A 20,383-nucleotide genomic window follows, 5' to 3' on the forward strand; every position below is an offset into this window, starting at 1 on the left:
AGCTTATTACCAATGAATAGCATGCATTTTTGTCTCTCACTAATAGAGATTCAAAAAAATGTATTCAATCGAGTCACTTATTAAGAAATATAATATACCCGCACCTAGGTACACCTCCTATCCCACTGTCCCACTTTGGCAAAATGACCTTAATCATGGAAATTGGGAGATTTTAGTCAAAAAGGCCTTCCAAGATTTTGGTGATAAAGAAGGTCTTTCATTATACATTCACCTGCCATTCTGTGAAAGCCTATGTATCTATTGTGGATGCAATAAGCGAATCACAAAAAATCATGCAGTAGAAACTCCCTACTGTGATACTATCATCAGTGAATGGGATATATACATGAATTTATTTAGGCAGAAACCCAAATTAGCAAGTATTCATCTAGGAGGTGGGACGCCGACTTTTTTTTCTCCAGAAACACTTAAAACCTTAATGGCATATATCTTGGAACGGGCTGAACTAATGGATGATGCAGAGCTAAGCTTCGAAGGCCACCCAAATAATACCACACAGAAACACTTAGAAGCTTTGTTTGAGATGGGATTCAAAAGGGTAAGCTATGGTATTCAAGATTTCAATCCAGAGGTGCAAAAAGCTATTCATAGGATACAGCCATTTGAAAAAGTGAAAGAAGCTACATTAAATGCCCGAATGATCGGATATGATTCAGTAAATTTTGATTTGATATATGGCTTGCCCTTTCAAACCATAGACTCGATCACTGATACTTTTGAAAAAGTCTCAATGCTGAACCCAGACCGGATTGCTTTCTATAGCTATGCACATTTACCGTCTGTATTCCCTGCGCAGAAATCATATGAAATGCATCTGCCCACTGAAGCTGAAAAAAGAAAACTCTATGAGAAAGGACGAGAGATTTTAGCAACTATGGGCTATATAGAAATCGGAATGGATCATTTTGCATTGCCAACAGACCCATTGTCAAAAGCTAAGAAGGACAAAACCTTGCATAGGAACTTCATGGGGTACACAACTTCACCTTCCAAATTACTCATTGGTCTAGGAAATAGTGCCATTTCAGACATCCATTATGCATACAAACAAAATGCAAAAGATGTAAAAATCTATCAACAACAAATTGAAAATAAACTTCTCACAGCTTCAAAAAGCCACTTAATGTCAGTTAAAGACATCCAAAACAGGGACATTATTCTTTCATTGATTTGTAATCAAAAAGTAAGCTGGAACAGGTCCTTTCTCCAACATATAAATAAAGTAAACCTTTCAAAACTTAACACTTTTCAAAGCGAAGGATTGATCAAATTCAATTCAAATGGACTAAAGGTATTGCCCAAAGGGCAACCATTCTTAAGAAATATTTGTACCATATTCGATGAAAGAATGCAAGATAATGAAGCTAAGCTATTTAGCTTTAGTAAGGCTATCTGAGGCAATTCTGAATATATTCTCTTTCAATATCAGTTTCATTATGCTACAGGTGAAACTGATATTATTATTATTTGCATAATGTCATCTCGTACTGATCAGAGCCTTGTTCTACAAAATGAAGGGCTGGACTAAGCATGTGAATCCCCAACCCTAAACCTCTAATAATAAACAATACACCAATAAACATGGCGAAATATGGCAAAGCATTGGTGAGCTTGGTCCGTATCCTTGAGGAAATAATCTTACCAGAAACCATCACACCTATCAGCATTGGTATGGTACCAACTCCGAAGGACAGCATGTAGAAACCGCCTTCGATAGGACTTTGAGTCGCCAACGAAGCAATCAAGGCGATATATACCATCCCGCAGGGTAAAAGTGCATTCAGTATCCCCGAAGCAAAGAAAGCTAGACTTCCACCTTTTTTTAAAAAATAGCCTAAAGAAGATTTCAACTTATAAACGGCTCCAAACAAGCCCGATTGGGTAATCAATCTCTCTGAACTTTTGTAAAAAAATGCCATTAACAAAATCAAGGCTCCCATAAGCACTGAAATCCACTGTTGAATACCTGCCAATGCCAATGAAAAACCTATCATACCCAGCAACACACCCAATACAGAATAGGTAAGTGTCCGCCCAAGATTGTAAATGATTTTATTGCGAAGAAACGGTGAATTGTCTTTCGCTGAAATTGCCAAAGCAATAGGACCACACATTCCAAGACAATGGAACGAGCCTAAAAAGCCCAAAATAAAAGCTGTCAAGTACATCTAAATATCTATTTTGATCTCGTCGTAATACAATACCCCCTCGTTTTCCCAACTGACCTTCACTCTCCAATATCCAGGCATAAGCATTGCCAAATCCACTAATCCATCTTCTGTTTTGATTTCTTGAAAATTCAACTTTGAATCTAACCTCGCATCTGAAGGTCTAAAAAAATGGATCGTTCCTATAGCACTTTCAGGTACGTTCAAACTTAAGGCTTTGAGCTTAGCATTATAATCCAAAACCTTATATTCAAGAGATTTAGCATTAGAAATCTTATCTATTTGTTCCTGATACTTGATCTCTTCTTCATAGTATTGCTGGGTGACCAGATGAATATCATCTTGCTTCATGCATATAGTCACCAAGCCAATCATAAACACCACAAATGCGGCAATTACTATTACAATTCCTTTTCCCCAGTCCATATTTATTTGATTTAATTTCTTGAAACAGGCCCTACAAAACTCGTCTTAATTTTATCGATTACTTCACCATTCTGAAGTAGCATCAATACTACATCATCCTGATTTACAATCACATCTTTTTGATTCTTTACAAGAAAAAATCGTCCCTCAAACTTTGACTGACCTTCCAGTCTCCAATTTTGATCTCCAACTACTTCCACCCTATACAAAGGATCCTGAGCTACCAACTCCACTTGCTGCACATCAAAAGTCTTGTTGATAAATGATACCTCATAAAGATTACTAACCTCTCCAGTTTCTCTGACCTGATAGGTGATACCTCTAAACCTAGTAACTGTCGCACTTAAATCATCTCTAGTCACTATCAATGCGACAAATCCCCCCAAGAGAGCTAGTAATAAGACAATGTAGAACTTAACTCTAGGTGTCAAAAGCTTTTGAGTCCGGCTCAAGACACTGTTATCCGAAGCATAACGAATCAGGCCTTTTGGTCTTGCTACTTTATACATCACTTCATCACATGCATCGATACAGGCTGTACAGTTTACACATTCCATCTGAACGCCATTGCGGATATCAATCCCTGTAGGGCATACATGAACACATAAACTACAATCTATACAATCACCTTTATCGTTTTCCACCAACCTACTTTTTCTAATCATCCCCCTTGGCTCTCCCCGAACATGGTCGTAGGTTACATTGATAGAATTGGCATCTAACAAAACGCCTTGCAATCTCCCATAGGGACAGACAACTATACATGCTTGCTCTCTAAACCATGAAAACACAAACAAAAAAATCCCAGCAAATGCTATTAAACCAACAAACCCAGAAAGATTTGCTGTTGGAGGTTGACTTACGATTTCTTTGACCTGATCTAGCCCGATCAAATAAGCCATTACAATATGAGAAATCAGAAGAGAAATAAGACTGAAGATCATCATCTTCAAACCTTTTTTCCACAATTTCTCTGAATTCCATGGCATGGCATTGAGTTTACGTTGCTGACCAGCATCCCCTTCTATCCAATATTCTATCTTACGAAACACCATCTCCATGAACAGTGTCTGGGGACAGGCCCATCCACAGAAGACCCGTCCAAAAACAGCAGTAAACAATATGATAAATACAAAGAATATCAGAAGGAGGAAGATCAGCAAATGGGTATCTTGAGGCCAAAATGCTGCACCGAAAATGATAAATTTCCTTTCGAAAATATTGAACAACATATACGGTCTTCCATCCACTGAAATAAATGGTCCTACAAACAGTATCGTTAGTAAAACCCATGATAAGTAAGTCCTCCACCGGTAGAATTTCCCTGATACGCTTTTGGGATATATCCAGTTTCTCTTACCATCAGACTGAACCGTCCCTAGGGTATTCCTAAAACTATCAGGGTCAAAGACTACTTTTTTTGTATTCATCGTGTGGATATCAATTCTCTTCCTCTACTACTGGGACTAGCTCCAACTCATCCTCGATCAAAGCATCCAATGGCTCCTCTATTGCTGGTTCAAACTTCTCTCCTTGAGGTTCTTTTGGACTGGAAGGTGTAGTACCCTGCAAGGTCAATATGTAGCTAGACACTTGCTGAATCTGTTCAGGACTCAATTGATCTTGCCAAGGTATCATCCCCTTTTCTACTACCCCATATTTCACTACTTTGAAAATATCACTGATACCACCACCATGAAGCCAATACTCATCTGTAAGGTTAGGCCCTACGCCGCCTCCTCCATCTATGGCATGACAAGCTGCACAATTGGCTTCATAAATTGACTTCCCTGCATTGATCGAAGGGGTGGAAGCATCAAACACCACTGAATTCTCATCAATTGAACTCAATGCCAATGCCTTGTATTCTTCTGCTTTGACTGCAGCTATAGCTAGTTCTGTCTGATATTCTTCGATTTGAGATTGTCCCATTCCCAATACAGCATAGTAGGTAAAATAAGCTACCGCAAAAGCAATCGTGATATAAAATACTGCTGCTAACCAAGGGGGCATATGATTGTCAAGCTCAACTATCCCATCATAACTATGATCTAGCATCAAGTCCTCCTCTTCTTTACTACCTACAGGCTTCATTTTCCCCACAATGTATTGCCTCTTGAAAGACTCCCACCAAGAGGGCTTTGTAGAAACCCTACGCTCAAAGCCTTGCTGCTGCTTGAGAACGGTCACCATGAATGACATCAAGTAGATCATCAACACTAAAAGCAAAATGATCACACCTAAAACAATTGCGAGTATAATCATGAGTGTCAACTCATTGGAATCCATTCCCTGAAGCTTTGTTACCCAAGACAATTCGCTGGTCTGCGCTATAGAAGGCATGGTTAAGATCATACCCAACAGCATCAAGAATATTCTCTTAAATCTTTTCATTTCTTTTAGCATTTTTAGATTCATGATCAAATGGCAGGTCTTTCATATGATTGATGTATTGGCGATCAGCCTTTACTACCCACATGAACATCCCAATAAAAAAGACCACAAAGATCAAAAGGGAAATAACGGGATAGATTTCAATGTTCTCTATGGAACTCAATATGTCCTTTTTCATAGCTTGGCGTTATATTGATTAAGGTTGAATAGTAGTTGCAGTCTTCTTGATATCGGTTCCCAACCGCTGTAAGTAGGCAATGAGCGCTACAATTTCTGATTGTGGCAATACCTCTACTCCAGAAGACTTTAAATTTTCTGTGATTTTATCTGCCTGTCCCCAAAGTTCCTTCATGACATACTGATCATAATCATCTGGATAAGGCACCCCTAGTTTTTGAAGTGTTTTGATCTTATCTAAGACATCTTCATGACGCATCATGTTAGTCTCTAGCCATGGATATGGTGGCATAAGTGAGCCTGGAGACATACTTCTTGGATCTATCATATGATGATAATGCCAGCTATCAGGATACTTTCCTCCCACCCTGTGTAGGTCTGGGCCTGTTCTCTTAGATCCCCATAAGAACGGGCGATCATATACAAATTCTCCAGCCTTGGAATATTCTCCAAATCGCTCAGTTTCGGAGCGAAAAGGCCTAACCATCTGAGAGTGGCAACCCACACAGCCATGAGAAATGTATAAATCTCTTCCTTGAAGTTCTAGTGGTGTATAAGGTTGCACACTACTTATGGTAGGCACATTTGACTTGACAAGTATGGTCGGGATGATTTCAATAGCACCTCCGATCAAAATAGCCACAGTTGCTAAAATCGTAAAGAAAATAGGCTTGCGTTCCCATGCCCGATGCCAAAACTCACCTTTTTGCTCCACATGGCTCACGAGAGCTGGTGCTTCATCAGCTTCTTCTTCGACAAACTTCCCTTGACTTGCAGTTTTAAACATATTGTAAACCATCAAGAATACTCCAGATAGGTATAGCAACCCTCCAAAAGCTCTCAACATATACATAGGAACAATCTGAACTACAGTCTCTAGAAAGTTAGGATAAGCCAATCTTCCAGCTTCTGTAAACTCCTTCCACATCAATGATTGTGTCAAGGCCGCCACGTACATCGGTAGTGCATAGAACAATATTCCTATAGTTCCCATCCAAAAATGGGTGTTTGCTAGTTTTGTAGAGTAAAGATTTGTCTTCCACATTTTTGGCCAAAGCCAATATAACATTGCGAATGTGAAGAACCCATTCCAACCCAAACCTCCGATATGCACATGGGCAACTATCCAGTCTGTATAATGCGCTATGGCATTTACATTCTTGAGTGACAACATAGGTCCTTCGAAAGTAGCCATCCCATAAGCTGTGACAGCCACTACCATAAACTTCAAAACTGGGTCTATTCTTACCTTATCCCAAGCTCCTCTCAATGTCAATAGTCCATTGACCATTCCTCCCCAAGAAGGTGCTATTAGCATGATAGAGAATACAACACCGAGGATTTGAGCCCACTCTGGCAAAGCTGTGTATAACAAGTGATGTGGCCCCGCCCAGATATATAGAAATATCAATGACCAAAAGTGTACTATAGATAACTTATAGGAATATACTGGTCTATTTGCCGCTTTGGGCAGGTAGTAATACATTAAACCTAAGAAAGGTGTGGTTAGAAAAAATGCAACAGCATTGTGACCATACCACCATTGTACCAACGCATCTTGAACACCTGCATAGGCAGAATAACTCTTGAAGAATGAAACAGGTAAGGCCAAAGAATTGAAAATATGTAGTACGGCCACTGTCACAAATGAGGCTAGGTAAAACCAAATAGCTACATACATGTGCTTTTCTCGTCTATTGATTAAAGCACCTATCATATTTGCTCCAAACGCTACCCAAACTACTGCAATCAAAATATCTATTGGCCATTCTAATTCAGCGTACTCCTTTGATGTAGTCAATCCCAATGGTAAAGTGACGGCTGCCAACAGAATAATCAGTTGCCATCCCCAGAAATGAAACCAGCTCAAGGCTTTGCTCCACATTGGCGTCTTAAGTAGTCTAGGCATAGAGTAGTATACCCCTGCAAAGATCGCATTGCCCACAAAAGCAAAGATGACTGCATTAGTATGCAATGGTCGGATTCGACCAAATGTGGTGTATGGGTTACCTAAGTTTGCTTCAGGTAAAAACAGCTGGGTTGCAGCCAATACCCCTACTAACATCCCGACGATGCCCCAAGCTATGGTAGCAACACCGAAATACTTTACGATTTTATTATCGTAACTGAACTTTTCTAATGTAGTTCCTGACATGCTCATTTCGATTTAGTTGACTTTACTTTATTACTCTTTTTTGATGGTTTGCTATCGAATAGTATTCGAATAGCTGGTGTATGATTATCTTCAAATTGTCCTGACTTCATGGCCTTGAAAAACAGAAGAAGAAATGAACCCGCCATGACCAAGCTGATTGCGATCAAGATGAATATTACTTCCATAGCTTATATTATTTTTGATTTTAGCCCTTGTTTGTAGGACAAGTAATTTGTAGTTATCGTTGTAAATAGAATTACTGACACACTACTGATCGGCATGAGTATTGCGCAGAAAACAGGACTAACTAAACCTTGAACTGCAAAGTAGATTCCGACTACATTATAGGTAAAGCTTAACATGAAACTGGCCTTGATAACCTTCCTACTTAGCTTAGAAAAGTTTAGAAAATCGGGTAGTTTATCTAAAACTGATGCATCAATGATAGCATCAGATGCTGGAGAAAAATTAGTCACCTTATCAGTCACCGCTACCCCTACATGACTTTCTTGCAAAGCCCCAGCATCATTCAATCCGTCACCCACCATCATGGTGGCATATCCTTTATCATTGATTGATTTGATATAGTTCAGTTTATCAGCAGGGCTTTGATTGAATTTCATAATCACTTCATTACCCAATACCTTACTAAGGTGAGTCCTCTCATGATCCTGATCACCAGAGAGTATGTGTATATGCCTTCCAGTTTTCAACCTATCTACCACCTGACCTATTCCTGTCCGTAGTCCGCTTTGAATGTAAAAGCAACCAATCACTACATTTTCTACTGCAAAAAAAACTCGATTCCCTCCCACTAATGCATGCTCACGATTCTCATTGACAAACGCTGCTGAACCTAATTTCACCTCCTGATTTTGATAAACCCCTTTCATCCCCTGTCCAAAAACTTCCTCTATATGTGTGACTTCTGATTTGTCAATATCACCGAGCCATACATTGATCCTATTACTCAAAGCATGGGTGGATTCATTGACTAGTGCTTTGATTATGGCTTTAGAATCTTGTGAAAGCCTTTCTCCTGCATAGCTGACCTTCGCCAAACCTGGATCAGTCAAAGTCCCTGTTTTATCAAAAATTATGGCGTCCAGCTCGGCCATTTTTTCAAGTACTTGAGCATTTTTGAGGTAAAATTTACCTTGGCCAAATACCCTCAGCGTATTTCCCAAAGTAAATGGGGTGGACATAGCCAATGCACATGGGCATGTTATGATCAAAACTGATGTGAATGATAAAACGGCAATGGAAAACTGCCCTTGAAAAGCCCAATATGCAAATGCAATTGAGGCAATGAGCAATACTGTAAAAGTAAACTTCCCTGAAATCTTAGTAGCAAGCGAAACTAAACTATGATCTTTCTCCTTTTGAAAGGCTTCAGTATTCCACAATCCTGTGAGGTATCCCTGTGAAGGAGATTTCTGAACAGTCAAAGTCAAAGACTGACCTTTTTGTCTACCACCAGCATAGATCAATGCCCCTTTACTTTTGATTACAGGAACCTCTTCACCAGTCACAAAACTGTAATCTATGTACCCTTCACCACTGATCAATATGCTATCCGCTGGGATAAGCTCACCATGCTTGACTTTTATCAAATCCCCAACCTCAAGCTTACTCAACGGTGACACTTCTTCCTTCCCTTTAACGATTTTAGTGACCGCTACTGGGAAATATGCTTTATAATCTCTGTCAAATGACAAAGTCTCATAGGTCTTCTGTTGATATAGCTTACCTATCAATAAGAAAAACAACAAACCACCTAAAGTATCCATATACCCTTCTTGGTGTAAGGCAAAAATATCGTACAAGCTATAGAAAAAGAGCGTTACTATACCAATGGCTATGGGCACATCCATGTTGACATTTCTATTTTTGATAGAAAGCCAAGCTGATTTGTAATAATCTGTAGCGGCATAGAAGAAGACCGGCAATGAGAGCATTACATTGAGGTAGTTAAAGGTCTTTTTGAAACCATTACCAAGTAACGCTGCCTCAGAAAAATATTCAGGAAGACTAAAAAGCATCATGTTACCAAAGCAAAAACCTGCAACAGCAAGCTTAACTATCAATCTCCTATCGACATTAGAGCGCTTCTTGCCTTCTACATCTGATAGATTCAATCTAGGTTCATAGCCTATCTTGGACAAAACAAGCACTACCTCTTTCAATGAAACCTCTTGATGCTTGAATTTAACTTGAACCTTTTTCCTCACCAAGTCAACTCTGCCAGCTAAAATCCCCTGGTGTATTTTATGAAGATTTTCTAACAGCCAAATACATGATGCACAGTGAATCATAGGCACATTGAAAGTCACATGAGAAACTTCCTCATTTTGAAAATCTAATAGTTTTGTCTTTACATCAGTATCATCCAGGTAATCAAACCTGTTATCATTGGCAACCGACACTTTTTGAGGTTGACCAGGTTGATTTTCGATCTCATAATATGTACACAAATCATTCTCGCTAAGTACTTCAAATACGAGCTTACAGCCTGTGCAGCAAAACGGCTTTTCATCAGCATATAAAATCTCATCTATACAATACTCTCCACAATGGTAGCAAGTGGTCGTTTGATTGGCGATATGTAGGGACTTATTTGACATATTTCTCAAATATTTAATAAGCCAAGTAAAATGACAGCTTGCTATACCACATTCCACCTTTGTAAAAGTGAAAAAGGACTTTGGCCAAATCTGCTTGGTATGCTTTGGTGGTCACTAAAATGGTACACTGATGCTTCACCGCATAAGACCAAAAATCCCCGATTCGATTAAAATTCAGTTTAATAAATGATGTTTCAGAAGTTGCATTTCCAACTAATTGAATGATGTCTTGCTCTTCTTTTTGTTTGGACTTGGGAATGAAAGAGGGGGAAATAATGGTGGCTCTACTTTCGACTATATTCTTTCTAAAAAGTGATACAAAATTCCTAATTAAAGAGGCAGAAGTTGGTGTTCCATCATAATGAAATAACACATGATCCATAGAAAGCACTTCATCATAAAGTAGCACAGGAGTTAGGCAGGGAACAGAAAGAAGTCCTCTAGGTATTTCCATTCCATGTAGCCAATTAAGGACTTCAGGTAGATGTGCTGTCATCAATGTGGCAGGCGATTCTGGACTACAGTATACTCCAGAAGCTCCAGCACCTATATTTTTAGCAAAACCTTCCGGTAAACAATCGCAGTAATGTCTTGTAATCAGCGCCTCTGGCATTGCTGAGCTTATCAACTTCTTTGAATCGTCTTGCATCTTTTGTCCATTTATCACACGACAAAACTAGCGGAGACTTACCTTGAAAATACTGATAAGAAAAAGGAGTAAACATGATTTAAATCATAAAAATCATGTTTAATTGTCAAAAATACACTAATTTTAATTTTCTTGCATTCCTAATAAAACCAATGAATAATAAAACCCGATGAAGTATTTATCTAATATTCTTGTGGCAATAGCGATAAGCCTAGCCACTACTTTAACAATCCACGCTCAAGAACAAAAGTTTGAATTTGATAACCCAATTGCTGAACAGCGTGCTGACCCATGGGTCTACAAGGATACAGACGGTACTTATTACCTCATAGCTACTGCGCCAGAGTACGATAGGATTGTCATTCGAAAAGCAAAAACAATCAATGACCTAAAGCATGCACAGGAGACTGTAGTATGGACTAAACACCGCACAGGTAAAATGGGACACCATATATGGGCGCCAGAGTTACACAAGATCGATGGAAAATGGTACATCTATTTTGCAGCAGGTGAGGCTGAAAACATTTGGAACATTCGGATGTGGGCACTTTCTCTGGATGCAGAAGACCCTGTGCAGGCTGGCTGGAAAGAAGAAGGACAAGTAAAATCAGAGATTGACTCATTTTCTCTTGACGCAACTGTTTTTGACCACAATGGAAAATTATACACCATCTGGGCTCAAAATGTACGAGGTGGTGATCACGGCACTGCCTTAGTCATGTCTGAAATGAAAGACCCTGTCACCCTTACTGGTCCTGAAATGGTATTGACAGAACCTGAGTTTGACTGGGAAAGGGTAAAGTACAATGTCAATGAAGGCCCAGCTGTACTCAAAAGAAATGGAAAAATCTTCGTAACCTATTCCGCAAGTGCCACCAATGAAAACTATTGCCTCGGGATGATGTGGATAGATGAAGATAAGGATATCATGGATATCGCTAACTGGCACAAGTCCCCAGGTCCAGTTTTCTTTACCAATGAGGAGCTAGACAGGTACGGCCCTGGACACAATTCTTTTACTTTGGCAGAAGATGATGAGACCGTTATTATGATATATCACGCAAGAGATTATAAAGAAATTCAGGGTCACGAACTCTCAGATCCAAATCGAGCTACCAGAGCTAGAGTTGTGAGATGGACAAATAGTGGTTTTCCTGACTTTGGCCAAAAAATTAAAGACTAAAAACAAGAAAGCGACTTATAGATAAGTCGCTTTCTTGTTTTATATTATTTGAAAATTCAAGCCTATTCTCCTTGGGACAAGCTATAAGCCCTTACTCCATCAAATGAATACAAGTTTTCAGACTTGATGAAATCGAATCCTAATCCTGCCACTTGATTCATCAAATCTAATATTTGAGAATGTGTCACAGGTGACTGATCCGACTTTTGGAACCTGCATCTCCAATGATCCGTGCAGAAAGTCTCTTTCATTCCACCAGGATATACTTTGATCCCTCTATTGGTAATCAATTGTAGTACTAATCCATCCGCATCAGCTTTTCTCAAAGCATCTCCTAGTGCATTTGGATCTCTTCGGTCTTCATCCCAATCCACAAATACATCTACTCCTATAAGCTTCTTCTCTGCTTTGACAGCTGGAGATAGTTTGATACTGATTGGATCTGTAGATGATTTATCAAAAACAGCCGGTTTCATATTGATCGGCTTTTGTCCTATTCTTTCTATCACAGCTTGGGCAAAAGCTTGAGTACCTACTTTTTCCTTTGACTTACCTTCTTGATAAATATCTCCAGTATGAATTCCATCTTCCAAAGTTCTCATCCAAGCATTGGCAACTTTTTCAGCAACAGCTGGCTGACCAATATGAACCAACATAGAGATTGCACCATTCAACAATCCAGAAGGGTTCGCCATATCCATTCCTGCTATATCTGGAGCTGATCCGTGGATAGCTTCAAACATTGCCACTTCTTCACCCACATTAGCGGACCCTCCAAGGCCAACAGATCCTGTTACTTGGGCAGCAATATCAGAAATAATATCTCCATACAGATTCAATGTTACGATCACATCAAATGTCTGTGGTCTTTCTGCAATAAGCGCTGAACCTATATCAATGATTTTATGATCAGTTTGAATATCTGGATACTCTTTAGCTACTGCATCAAAAGTTTTGTGAAAAAGACCATCAGCTAGCTTCATGATATTGTCTTTTGTCATACAGGTGACTTTTTTTCTACCATATTTACGGGCATATTCAAAGGCATACCTAATGATTTTTTCAGATCCTGGCTTAGATATTAGCTTGAGACTTTGTACGACTTCCTGGGTTTGTCTATGCTCAATTCCAGCATATAAATCTTCTTCGTTTTCTCTAATGATTACCAAATCAGTCTCTGGATAATGTGTCTTGATGTAAGGAGAATAGGCCTTACAAGGTCTCACATTTGCAAAAAGTCCAAATGAAGTCCTAGTCGTCACATTTAAGCTTTTGAAGCCTCCCCCCTGAGGAGTTGTGATCGGTGCCTTCAAAAATACTTTGGTCTCTTTCAAGGACTCAAATGCTTGAGGTTCCATTCCCGAACTGATTCCTTTCAAATATACTTGTTCACCGATCTCTATCACATCATATTCCAATTGGGCTCCAGCGGCTTCCAAGATTTTTAGCGTAGCTTCCATGATCTCGGGCCCGATCCCATCCCCATAGGCGACAGTAATTTTTGTTTTTGATGACATATGTATTTTAATTATGTTGAAAATTCGAATTGTGACAAAAATAACAAAATTGATTTAAGAGGTATCTTAAACCTATTATAAATTAGCACAATACCATATTGTAAATAATAGAAACATATTACCACAAAAACCTTACCCAGATTTGGTAATATGTAATTTCCCCTTATTTCTTTTGGGATTGAAATCCCTACTTGTATATTTGACCCCTAACATTCACCAAAACACATGGCTGAAACAAAAAACATACTTTCTGAAGAAAAAGAAGGCATTCTCTATCTGACAGTTAACAGAGAATCCAAACTCAACGCCCTCAACATTGATACCCTTGAGGAAATCAGAAATATTTTTAATGAAGTAGTAGACAACAAAGAAATCAAAGGTGTCATCATCACTGGATCAGGAGAAAAATCCTTTATTGCAGGTGCAGACATTAGCGAAATTGCAGAACTAAATGAGCTAAATGCAAGGAAGTTTGCAGAAAACGGTCAAGAAGTATTTAGCCTGATCGAGAATTGTCATAAGCCTGTTATTGCTGTCGTCAATGGATTTGCTTTAGGGGGTGGCTGTGAATTAGCTATGGCATGTCACATGCGGGTAGCAGTAGCCAATGCGAAGTTTGGCCAACCTGAGGTCAACTTAGGCATTATCCCTGGCTATGGGGGGACTCAGCGCTTAACCTACCTTATAGGTCGAGGCAAAGCCAACGAACTGATGATGACAGGTGATATGATCGGAGCAGAAGAAGCCAAAAGACTAGGATTAGTCAATCATATCTTAGCTACCAAAGAGGAAGCCATAGGACAAGCCGAAGACATCCTCAAAAAAATCATGACCAAAGCTCCTTTAGCTATTGGAATGATCGTAGACTGTGTAAATTCTGTATATAATAGGGAAGAAAACGGATACCAAACAGAAGCAAATAGCTTTGCAAGATGTGTCAAATCAGGTGATTATAAAGAAGGAACTTCTGCATTTCTAGAAAAAAGAAAACCAATTTTCAAAGGGGAGTAGTTCCCCTTTTTCTTTTCAAAAATGAGCCAGCTAAAAAAGCTTGCCGGACAGACGGCTATCTATGGGATCAGTAGCATTCTTGGGAGAACTGTAAGTTTCTTTTTAATCTCGGTATATACAGGCTATTTGACCAAAGATGATGTGGGGGCATACACAGCACTTTATGGCTACATAGCACTTTTCAACATCATTTTCACTTACGGAATGGAGACTACCTATTTCAGGTATGCCACGGGTAAAGGCTTGGATCCAGAAAAGGTATTTGCCCAGATACAGTCTCTTCTCATCACCACTTCGCTTTCACTTGGAGCCATCATCTATTTTTCCGCCCCGACTTTGGCTGTCTGGCTCAACTACGAAGGCCAAGAACAGCTATTCCGGTGGATCGCTTGGATTTTGGCTATTGACGCCATATTGGTTATCCCTTATGCCAAGCTGAGAAAAGAAAACCGTGCATTGCAATTCGCATTATCTAAACTAGGCAACATCTTAATCAATGTAGGCCTCAACATTTTTTTTATAGTACTATGTTTCCATATTTGGAATGGAGACTGGTTTGCTGGACTCTCTCCATTTATCGGATATATCTATAATCCCGATTGGGGATTGGAATACATCTTTGTATCAAACCTTATAGCCAACGCCGCCATGTTGCCTGTCCTTTTTTGGCTTACAAAGAAGTTTCGATTTGGCTTCGATAGACAATTTCTCAAACCAATGTGGCATTATGCCTTCCCGCTTTTGTTTATGGGGCTGGCAGGCACAATCAATGAGACTTTTTCAAGGACTGTTTTCGAATATGTCTTGCCCGAGGGTTTTTATGAAGGGTTGACCTCAAGAGAAGTTACTGGGATTTTTGGTGCAAACTTCAAGTTGGCCATTTTGATGAACTTGATCATCCAAGCCTTCAAATATGCAGCAGAGCCATTTTTCTTCAGCCAGTCCACCGAAAAAAATAGCCCCGAAATATTTGCAAAAGTTATGCATGTATTTGTGATATTTTGCGCCGGATTGATGATTGCAGTATCGGTAAATTTAGACCTTCTTGGAAAGATATTCCTCAGAGGAGAAGGATATGCTATGGGGAACTATATTGTTCCAGTGTTGTTGTTGGGCTATTTGATGCTGGGGATTTATTTCAACCTTAGTATATGGTTCAAGCTCACTGACCAGACGAAATATAGTTTTTATATCACCCTAATTGGTGCAACAGTAACCATAACAGTACTACTTACTATGGTTCCACTATTTGGGTTGATGGGAGGAGCATTGAGTACGCTGTGCTGCTATACAGTCATGAGTGTGATTTGCTATTACTTCGGACAAAAACACTTCCCCATCCCATATCAGACTGGAAAAGCCATCTTATATATACTCACTGCCACAGGCTTGAGTTATGCAGGTTTTTATATCCAATCAGATTCAGCCCTATTACAATTTATCTTTAGAAATTTGATGGTCATTCCATTTCTTGTTCTAATTTTAGTCCTTGAAAAAGAGAAAGTCAGGCTCTTTTTGAAAAACAGATAGCCATAGACATTAGAGCATATTTCAAAAAAACTGATATTCATTATTCATATAGCAAAGCATACCCCATCATGAAAGTAAAAGTTATCAATCAATCCAAACACGCACTTCCCGAGTATCAAACACCCCTTTCGGCAGGCTTAGATTTGAGAGCAAATTTAGAAGCCCCGATCACCTTGGGTTCTTTGGAAAGAAGGCTTGTAGGCACTGGTTTATACTTAGAGCTTCCTACTGGATTCGAAGCACAAATCAGACCAAGATCAGGCCTTGCCTTCAAGCATGGACTGACTGTACTCAATAGTCCTGGGACAATTGATGCGGACTATCGAGGAGAAATCAAGGTACTTTTGGTAAACCTTTCACAAGATCCTTTTACAATTGAAGACGGAGAAAGAGTGGCTCAAATGGTAATAGCCAAACACGAACAAATAACTTGGGAATCGAGTGAAAGCTTATCAGAAACAGAAAGAGGCGCTGGGGGATATGGAAGTACTGGGAAATCTTAAGGTATAAACGCACCATTATGCGCTAGTTTCCGTTATAAATTATCTCCAGATCAGTATTTAAATTTAGGGCATCAAGTTTGCACTCAAATTCAGTTATTGACAATCCTAAAAAAGGATAGACTCCGTCGCATAATGGACGAATCTCATTGAAAATTTTAAAACATACCTGTGAAAGCAAATTTCAAATCATACATTCTAAGCCTACTTGCAATTCTAATTTGTTTTAGCACATTCGGCCAAAGCAAATCATCAAGAAAAGAAAGAAAAAGTAAAGTAAACGACACAAAAACAAGTAGGTTATTCATTGAGGGACAAAAGCACCTCATGCTTGAAGACTATGATAAAGCTTATTTTTATTTCCAAAAAGCAGGAGAGCTCTCTCCAGAAGAGCCTGCAATCAATTTTAAACTGGCAGAAGTCTATCTCAAAGCAAACAAAGTAGAAGCTGCCTTGGAATATGGTATGAAAGCTGTGGAAGCCGATCCAGAAAATAAATATTACAACCTTATGATGGCGGAGGTTTACACCAAGCAAAGACAACCTCTCAAAGCCGCTGAAATCATCGAAAATCTGATGGGAACATCAGAGGAAAACCAGAACTACATCCTTGACCTAGCTTCTTTGTACCTTAATGCCGGTGAAAATGACAAGGCACTTGAAGCATTGGACAAAGCTGAAGAATTTTATGGTGTAGCTGAACAGTTGACCGCTCAAAAACAAAGAATCTACCTTAGAAAAAACAACCTGGCCAAAGCAATCGAAGAAGGTCAAAAGCTCATCGAAGCTCATCCAGGAAATTCTCAATACGTTTTGAGCTTGGTAGAAATCTATTTCAACAACGGCAAAACAAAAGAAGCCTTAGAGGCAATTGACAACTCTCTGAAAACTTACCCGAATCAGCCAGAGTTGCAAATGGCAGCTTATGCATTACACAAAGATCTAGGGAATCTAGATACTGCAGAGGAATTGATATTGAGCGCATTTGCTAATCCAGATCTTGAAGGCATGATCAAAGCACAGTCTTTTGCTGAAGTTCTACAGGAAATCAAGACAGAAAGACGAGATCAATTATTAGACAAACTTGAGGCATTGATGCTTGAAAACAGCCCAAATGATGGAAACGTGCAGACTGTCGTAGGAGATAGAAAGCTATTCAATGGAGAAAAAGAGGTCGCACTGGAGTACTATAAAAGAGCGATTGCCATCAAGCCCGAAAATCCACAAGTCTTTCAAGGAGTGATTACCATAATGTTCGAAACTGGAGGTGATTTCACTGAAATCGAACAGTATACAAGTATGGCAGTTGATGAGTTTCCCGAGAAGGCTGAATTTTGGTTTTTCGACGGCACAGCCAAATCAGCCCTTAAGAAAAGTGAAGAGGCTGAAGAATCACTACTCAAATCCTTAGAAATCAACGAAAACAAAAACAAGCAACTTACCATGCTTGTCAATGGACAGCTAGGGGATGTATATCACAACCTGGGCAAAGAAGAAAAAGCATTTGAAAAATACGACAAGGTTTTAGAGGATAATCCAAATGATGAGCATGTTTTAAACAATTATGCCTATTTCCTTTCCCTTTCAAAGAAAAACCTGGACAAAGCTAAAGCCATGTCAGAAAGATTGGTCAAAAGACACCCGAAGAATGCTACCTATCTAGATACTCATGCATGGGTCCTTTTTCAATTACAGGATTACGAAAATGCAAAAAAATACATGGAACTTGCTCTTGCAAACCAAGAAATCCCAAGTGCAATTATGCTAGAACACTACGGCGACATACTATACCATCTTGGCAATAAGAACGATGCCATAGCATACTGGAAGAAAGCAGAGGGGGGAGAAGAAACTACAGACCTATTGAATAGAAAAATCAAGGATCAAAAGTATTATGACTAGAGTATTTTTGAGTATCGCCATGCTCTCAATCATCTTTTTGAGTAGCTGTGCAAAAAAACCAAACTTATACACTTCTGATGAAGTAATGCAGGAGTTTACTCCTGGATACTTTGATTTTAACTACTTAAGTGCTAGGGCAAGAATAGTCATTGAAGAACCAAATGGGAAAACAACCAGGGGAACGATGAGTATGAGAGCCAAAAAAGACAGTGTGATATGGTTTAGCATCACTCCAGGCTTAGGAATCGAGGCATTGAGAGGAATTGTCACAGAGGACAACATTCGTATCAAAGACCGAATCAATGGGCAAGATATCAATATGAGTTACACGGAGTTTGAAGATAGGTTTGGTCTCAAATTATCATTAAACCTTTTCCAAAACCTAATCTATGCAAATATTCCTGAGGAGTTCAGCTATAGAGATAGGTTAATTAGAATTGGAAAAGCATTCGAACTAACACAAGTAAGAGATGGTGTTCGCTACCATTCCAAAGTCAGCACTACCATAGGAAAAGTGGAGGAATTGACAAGCAATACTTTAAATGATTCCGGTGCTTTATTGGCTAGTTTTCCAGTTTTCGAAGAAGTTAATGGCCAGCCTTTTCCAAGCAAATCATTACTAAAAATATCCTTTAATGTAGATGGAGAAATGCAAAACTCTCTAATTCATATAGAAATGTCACGCATAGAGACCACAGATGAGCCTCTTGGGTTTCCTTTCCAGTTTTAAATTATGAAAATCAAGTACACCTTTTTATTAATTTTCACCTTAGGAATCATACTTTTACTTAAGCAAGGTCTTTATGCACAGACAGCAAAAAGTCGGGTGCAATTAGAAAAAGAAAAGGAGTTGGTTCAAAAAAAGCTTTTAGAATTTGACAAAATCTTAAAGCAAACTGCGGAATCCAAAAGGGTGTCCTTAGGTCAACTCAATGTGGTATCCAAACAATTGGAAACCAGGGTTACCTATATACGAACATTAAGCAGCGAAATATCCCTTATCAATAGGGAAATAGCCGAAACAGAAACTAGAATCAAATCTTTAGAAAATGACTTAAAAAACTTGAAAGAAGAGTATGCTAAAATGGTGTACACTTCTTCCAAACTTAATCAAGGCTTGACAATGACCTCTTTTATCTTTAGCTCGAGCACTTTCAAGCAGTTCTACATGAGAATCAAATACCTCAAGCAGTACACTGACGCAAGAAAAAAACAAGTAGAGCAAATTGAAAAGGTAACAGCCGAACTTGCTGGACAAAGAGTCAAACTTGAGGACAAAAAAATAGAGAAACAGCAAGTAATCAATAAAGAAGAAGAGCAAAGGAAGCAACTTTCTGTCGCTAGAACAGATCAGCAAAAGATTGTCACCAACTTGGAAAGGCAAGAAGTGGATTTGAGAAAAAAAATAGCAGAAGCTAGAAAGCAGCAAGAAAACCTTAATAACTTGATCAAAAGGGCTATTGAGGAGGAAATTCGAAAAGCTGAAGCTGAAGCAAAGAAAGCAAACTCCAAGGCGACCAAATCCTCAGGAAGCTCTATTCCTTTGACACCTGAAGCCGCAGCTTTGTCCAGTTCATTTGCAGGAAACAAAGGTAAGCTTCCATGGCCAGTGGAATCAGGCTTCGTTTCGAAAAGATTTGGAACTCACCCACACCCTACCCTCAAGGGAATAGTAGAAGACAATGATGGAGTAGATATTCAAACTAATCCAAACTCGAGTGTGCGGACAGTATTTGATGGAGAAGTGACAAAGGTAGCAACAGTACCAGGGTATGGAGGAACTATCCTCATCAAGCATGGGGAATACTATACCATGTATAGTAAACTCAAAGTGATCAATGTAAAAGCTGGAGAAAAAGTAAAAGCAAAACAAGTGATAGGTCAAGTATACACGAATAAAGAAGGAATTGCTGAAGTACATTTTGAAACATGGAAAGGACTACAACCACTTGACCCCTCTACATGGCTAATGAGGAGATAGAAATTAATAATTCGTATATCAATGTCGTTTAGTTAAGCAAATTAATAAAAAAAATGTGTAAATTATAGGGGTATATAGGGGGTAACTCTAATTCTGAAAAAAAGGAAGATTACAGGCTAAAACTAACTAAACATATTGACAATGA

At 39.0% G+C, this 20,383-nt stretch carries 18 protein-coding genes; 8 read left to right on the plus strand and 10 right to left on the minus strand.

What is annotated here, in order from left to right; translation table 11 throughout:
• Positions 1-58 precede the first annotated feature (58 nt).
• Positions 59-1,417, plus strand: coding sequence for an oxygen-independent coproporphyrinogen III oxidase (gene hemN / locus MM239_RS07425; protein ID WP_241347568.1), 1,359 nt, complete (start codon positions 59-61; stop codon positions 1,415-1,417).
• A 67-nt stretch (positions 1,418-1,484) separates the two neighbouring features.
• Here hemN and MM239_RS07430 read toward each other — a convergent pair whose 3' ends face one another.
• Genes MM239_RS07430 through MM239_RS07470 form a run of 9 tightly spaced genes read right to left on the minus strand, consistent with a single transcriptional unit; the run spans position 1,485 to position 10,614 of the window.
• On the minus strand, positions 1,485-2,189 hold the full coding sequence (locus MM239_RS07430; protein WP_241347569.1) for a sulfite exporter TauE/SafE family protein: 705 nt from the start codon (positions 2,187-2,189) through the stop codon (positions 1,485-1,487).
• Positions 2,190-2,615 carry a FixH family protein gene (locus tag MM239_RS07435; protein ID WP_241347570.1) on the minus strand — a complete coding sequence of 142 codons (426 nt, stop codon included), beginning with the start codon at positions 2,613-2,615 and terminating at the stop codon, positions 2,190-2,192.
• 11 nt (positions 2,616-2,626) lie between these two features.
• Positions 2,627-4,045, minus strand: coding sequence for a cytochrome c oxidase accessory protein CcoG (gene ccoG / locus MM239_RS07440; protein WP_241347571.1), 1,419 nt, complete (start codon positions 4,043-4,045; stop codon positions 2,627-2,629).
• 10 nt (positions 4,046-4,055) lie between these two features.
• Entirely contained in the window at positions 4,056-5,009 is a 954-nt protein-coding gene (locus MM239_RS07445) for a cbb3-type cytochrome c oxidase N-terminal domain-containing protein (RefSeq protein WP_241347572.1), read from the minus strand.
• Positions 4,996-5,187, minus strand: coding sequence for a cbb3-type cytochrome c oxidase subunit 3 (locus MM239_RS07450; protein WP_241347573.1), 192 nt, complete (start codon positions 5,185-5,187; stop codon positions 4,996-4,998). Before MM239_RS07450 ends, MM239_RS07445 begins: the two co-directional genes overlap by 14 nt.
• Positions 5,188-5,205: 18 nt before the next feature.
• Positions 5,206-7,341 carry a cytochrome-c oxidase, cbb3-type subunit I gene (ccoN, locus tag MM239_RS07455; protein ID WP_241347574.1) on the minus strand — a complete coding sequence of 712 codons (2,136 nt, stop codon included), beginning with the start codon at positions 7,339-7,341 and terminating at the stop codon, positions 5,206-5,208.
• A 2-nt stretch (positions 7,342-7,343) separates the two neighbouring features.
• Positions 7,344-7,526: a cbb3-type cytochrome oxidase assembly protein CcoS gene (ccoS, locus tag MM239_RS07460; protein ID WP_241347575.1), complete on the minus strand. Its 183-nt coding sequence runs from the start codon at positions 7,524-7,526 to the stop codon at positions 7,344-7,346.
• A gap of 3 nt (positions 7,527-7,529) precedes the next feature.
• Positions 7,530-9,965 (minus strand): heavy metal translocating P-type ATPase, encoded by a 2,436-nt coding sequence (locus MM239_RS07465; RefSeq protein ID WP_241347576.1) that lies wholly within the window; start codon positions 9,963-9,965, stop codon positions 7,530-7,532.
• A 13-nt stretch (positions 9,966-9,978) separates the two neighbouring features.
• Positions 9,979-10,614 carry a hypothetical protein gene (locus tag MM239_RS07470; protein ID WP_241347577.1) on the minus strand — a complete coding sequence of 212 codons (636 nt, stop codon included), beginning with the start codon at positions 10,612-10,614 and terminating at the stop codon, positions 9,979-9,981.
• Between the two features lie 169 nt (positions 10,615-10,783).
• Here MM239_RS07470 and MM239_RS07475 point away from each other — a divergent pair, with 169 nt between their 5' ends.
• The gene (locus MM239_RS07475) at positions 10,784-11,797 is read left to right on the plus strand and encodes a glycoside hydrolase family 43 protein (RefSeq protein WP_241347578.1); all 1,014 of its coding nucleotides are present in this window, start codon (positions 10,784-10,786) and stop codon (positions 11,795-11,797) included.
• A 62-nt stretch (positions 11,798-11,859) separates the two neighbouring features.
• On the opposite strand, the gene MM239_RS07480 is transcribed toward MM239_RS07475, so the two are convergent.
• Positions 11,860-13,314: an NADP-dependent isocitrate dehydrogenase gene (locus MM239_RS07480; RefSeq protein WP_241347579.1), complete on the minus strand. Its 1,455-nt coding sequence runs from the start codon at positions 13,312-13,314 to the stop codon at positions 11,860-11,862.
• A gap of 225 nt (positions 13,315-13,539) precedes the next feature.
• On the opposite strand from MM239_RS07480, the gene MM239_RS07485 reads away from it, so the two are divergent.
• The 6 genes from MM239_RS07485 (at position 13,540) to MM239_RS07510 (ending at position 20,238) form a co-directional block, all read left to right on the plus strand.
• Positions 13,540-14,325, plus strand: a complete 786-nt coding sequence (locus MM239_RS07485) for an enoyl-CoA hydratase/isomerase family protein (protein ID WP_241347580.1) — start codon at positions 13,540-13,542, stop codon at positions 14,323-14,325.
• A 21-nt stretch (positions 14,326-14,346) separates the two neighbouring features.
• Positions 14,347-15,855: a lipopolysaccharide biosynthesis protein gene (locus MM239_RS07490; protein WP_241347581.1), complete on the plus strand. Its 1,509-nt coding sequence runs from the start codon at positions 14,347-14,349 to the stop codon at positions 15,853-15,855.
• 68 nt (positions 15,856-15,923) lie between these two features.
• The gene (gene dut / locus MM239_RS07495; protein ID WP_241347582.1) at positions 15,924-16,358 is read left to right on the plus strand and encodes a dUTP diphosphatase; all 435 of its coding nucleotides are present in this window, start codon (positions 15,924-15,926) and stop codon (positions 16,356-16,358) included.
• Positions 16,359-16,526: 168 nt separating this feature from the next.
• Entirely contained in the window at positions 16,527-18,257 is a 1,731-nt protein-coding gene (locus MM239_RS07500) for a tetratricopeptide repeat protein (RefSeq protein ID WP_241347583.1), read from the plus strand.
• Positions 18,250-18,987 carry a DUF4292 domain-containing protein gene (locus MM239_RS07505; protein WP_241347584.1) on the plus strand — a complete coding sequence of 246 codons (738 nt, stop codon included), beginning with the start codon at positions 18,250-18,252 and terminating at the stop codon, positions 18,985-18,987. The genes MM239_RS07500 and MM239_RS07505 overlap by 8 nt, the downstream gene beginning before the upstream one ends.
• Before the next feature lie 3 nt (positions 18,988-18,990).
• On the plus strand, positions 18,991-20,238 hold the full coding sequence (locus MM239_RS07510; protein WP_241347585.1) for a murein hydrolase activator EnvC family protein: 1,248 nt from the start codon (positions 18,991-18,993) through the stop codon (positions 20,236-20,238).
• The last annotated feature ends 145 nt before the right edge of the window (positions 20,239-20,383 follow it).

Source organism: Belliella filtrata, from assembly GCF_022549775.1.
Classification (GTDB): domain Bacteria; phylum Bacteroidota; class Bacteroidia; order Cytophagales; family Cyclobacteriaceae; genus Belliella; species Belliella filtrata.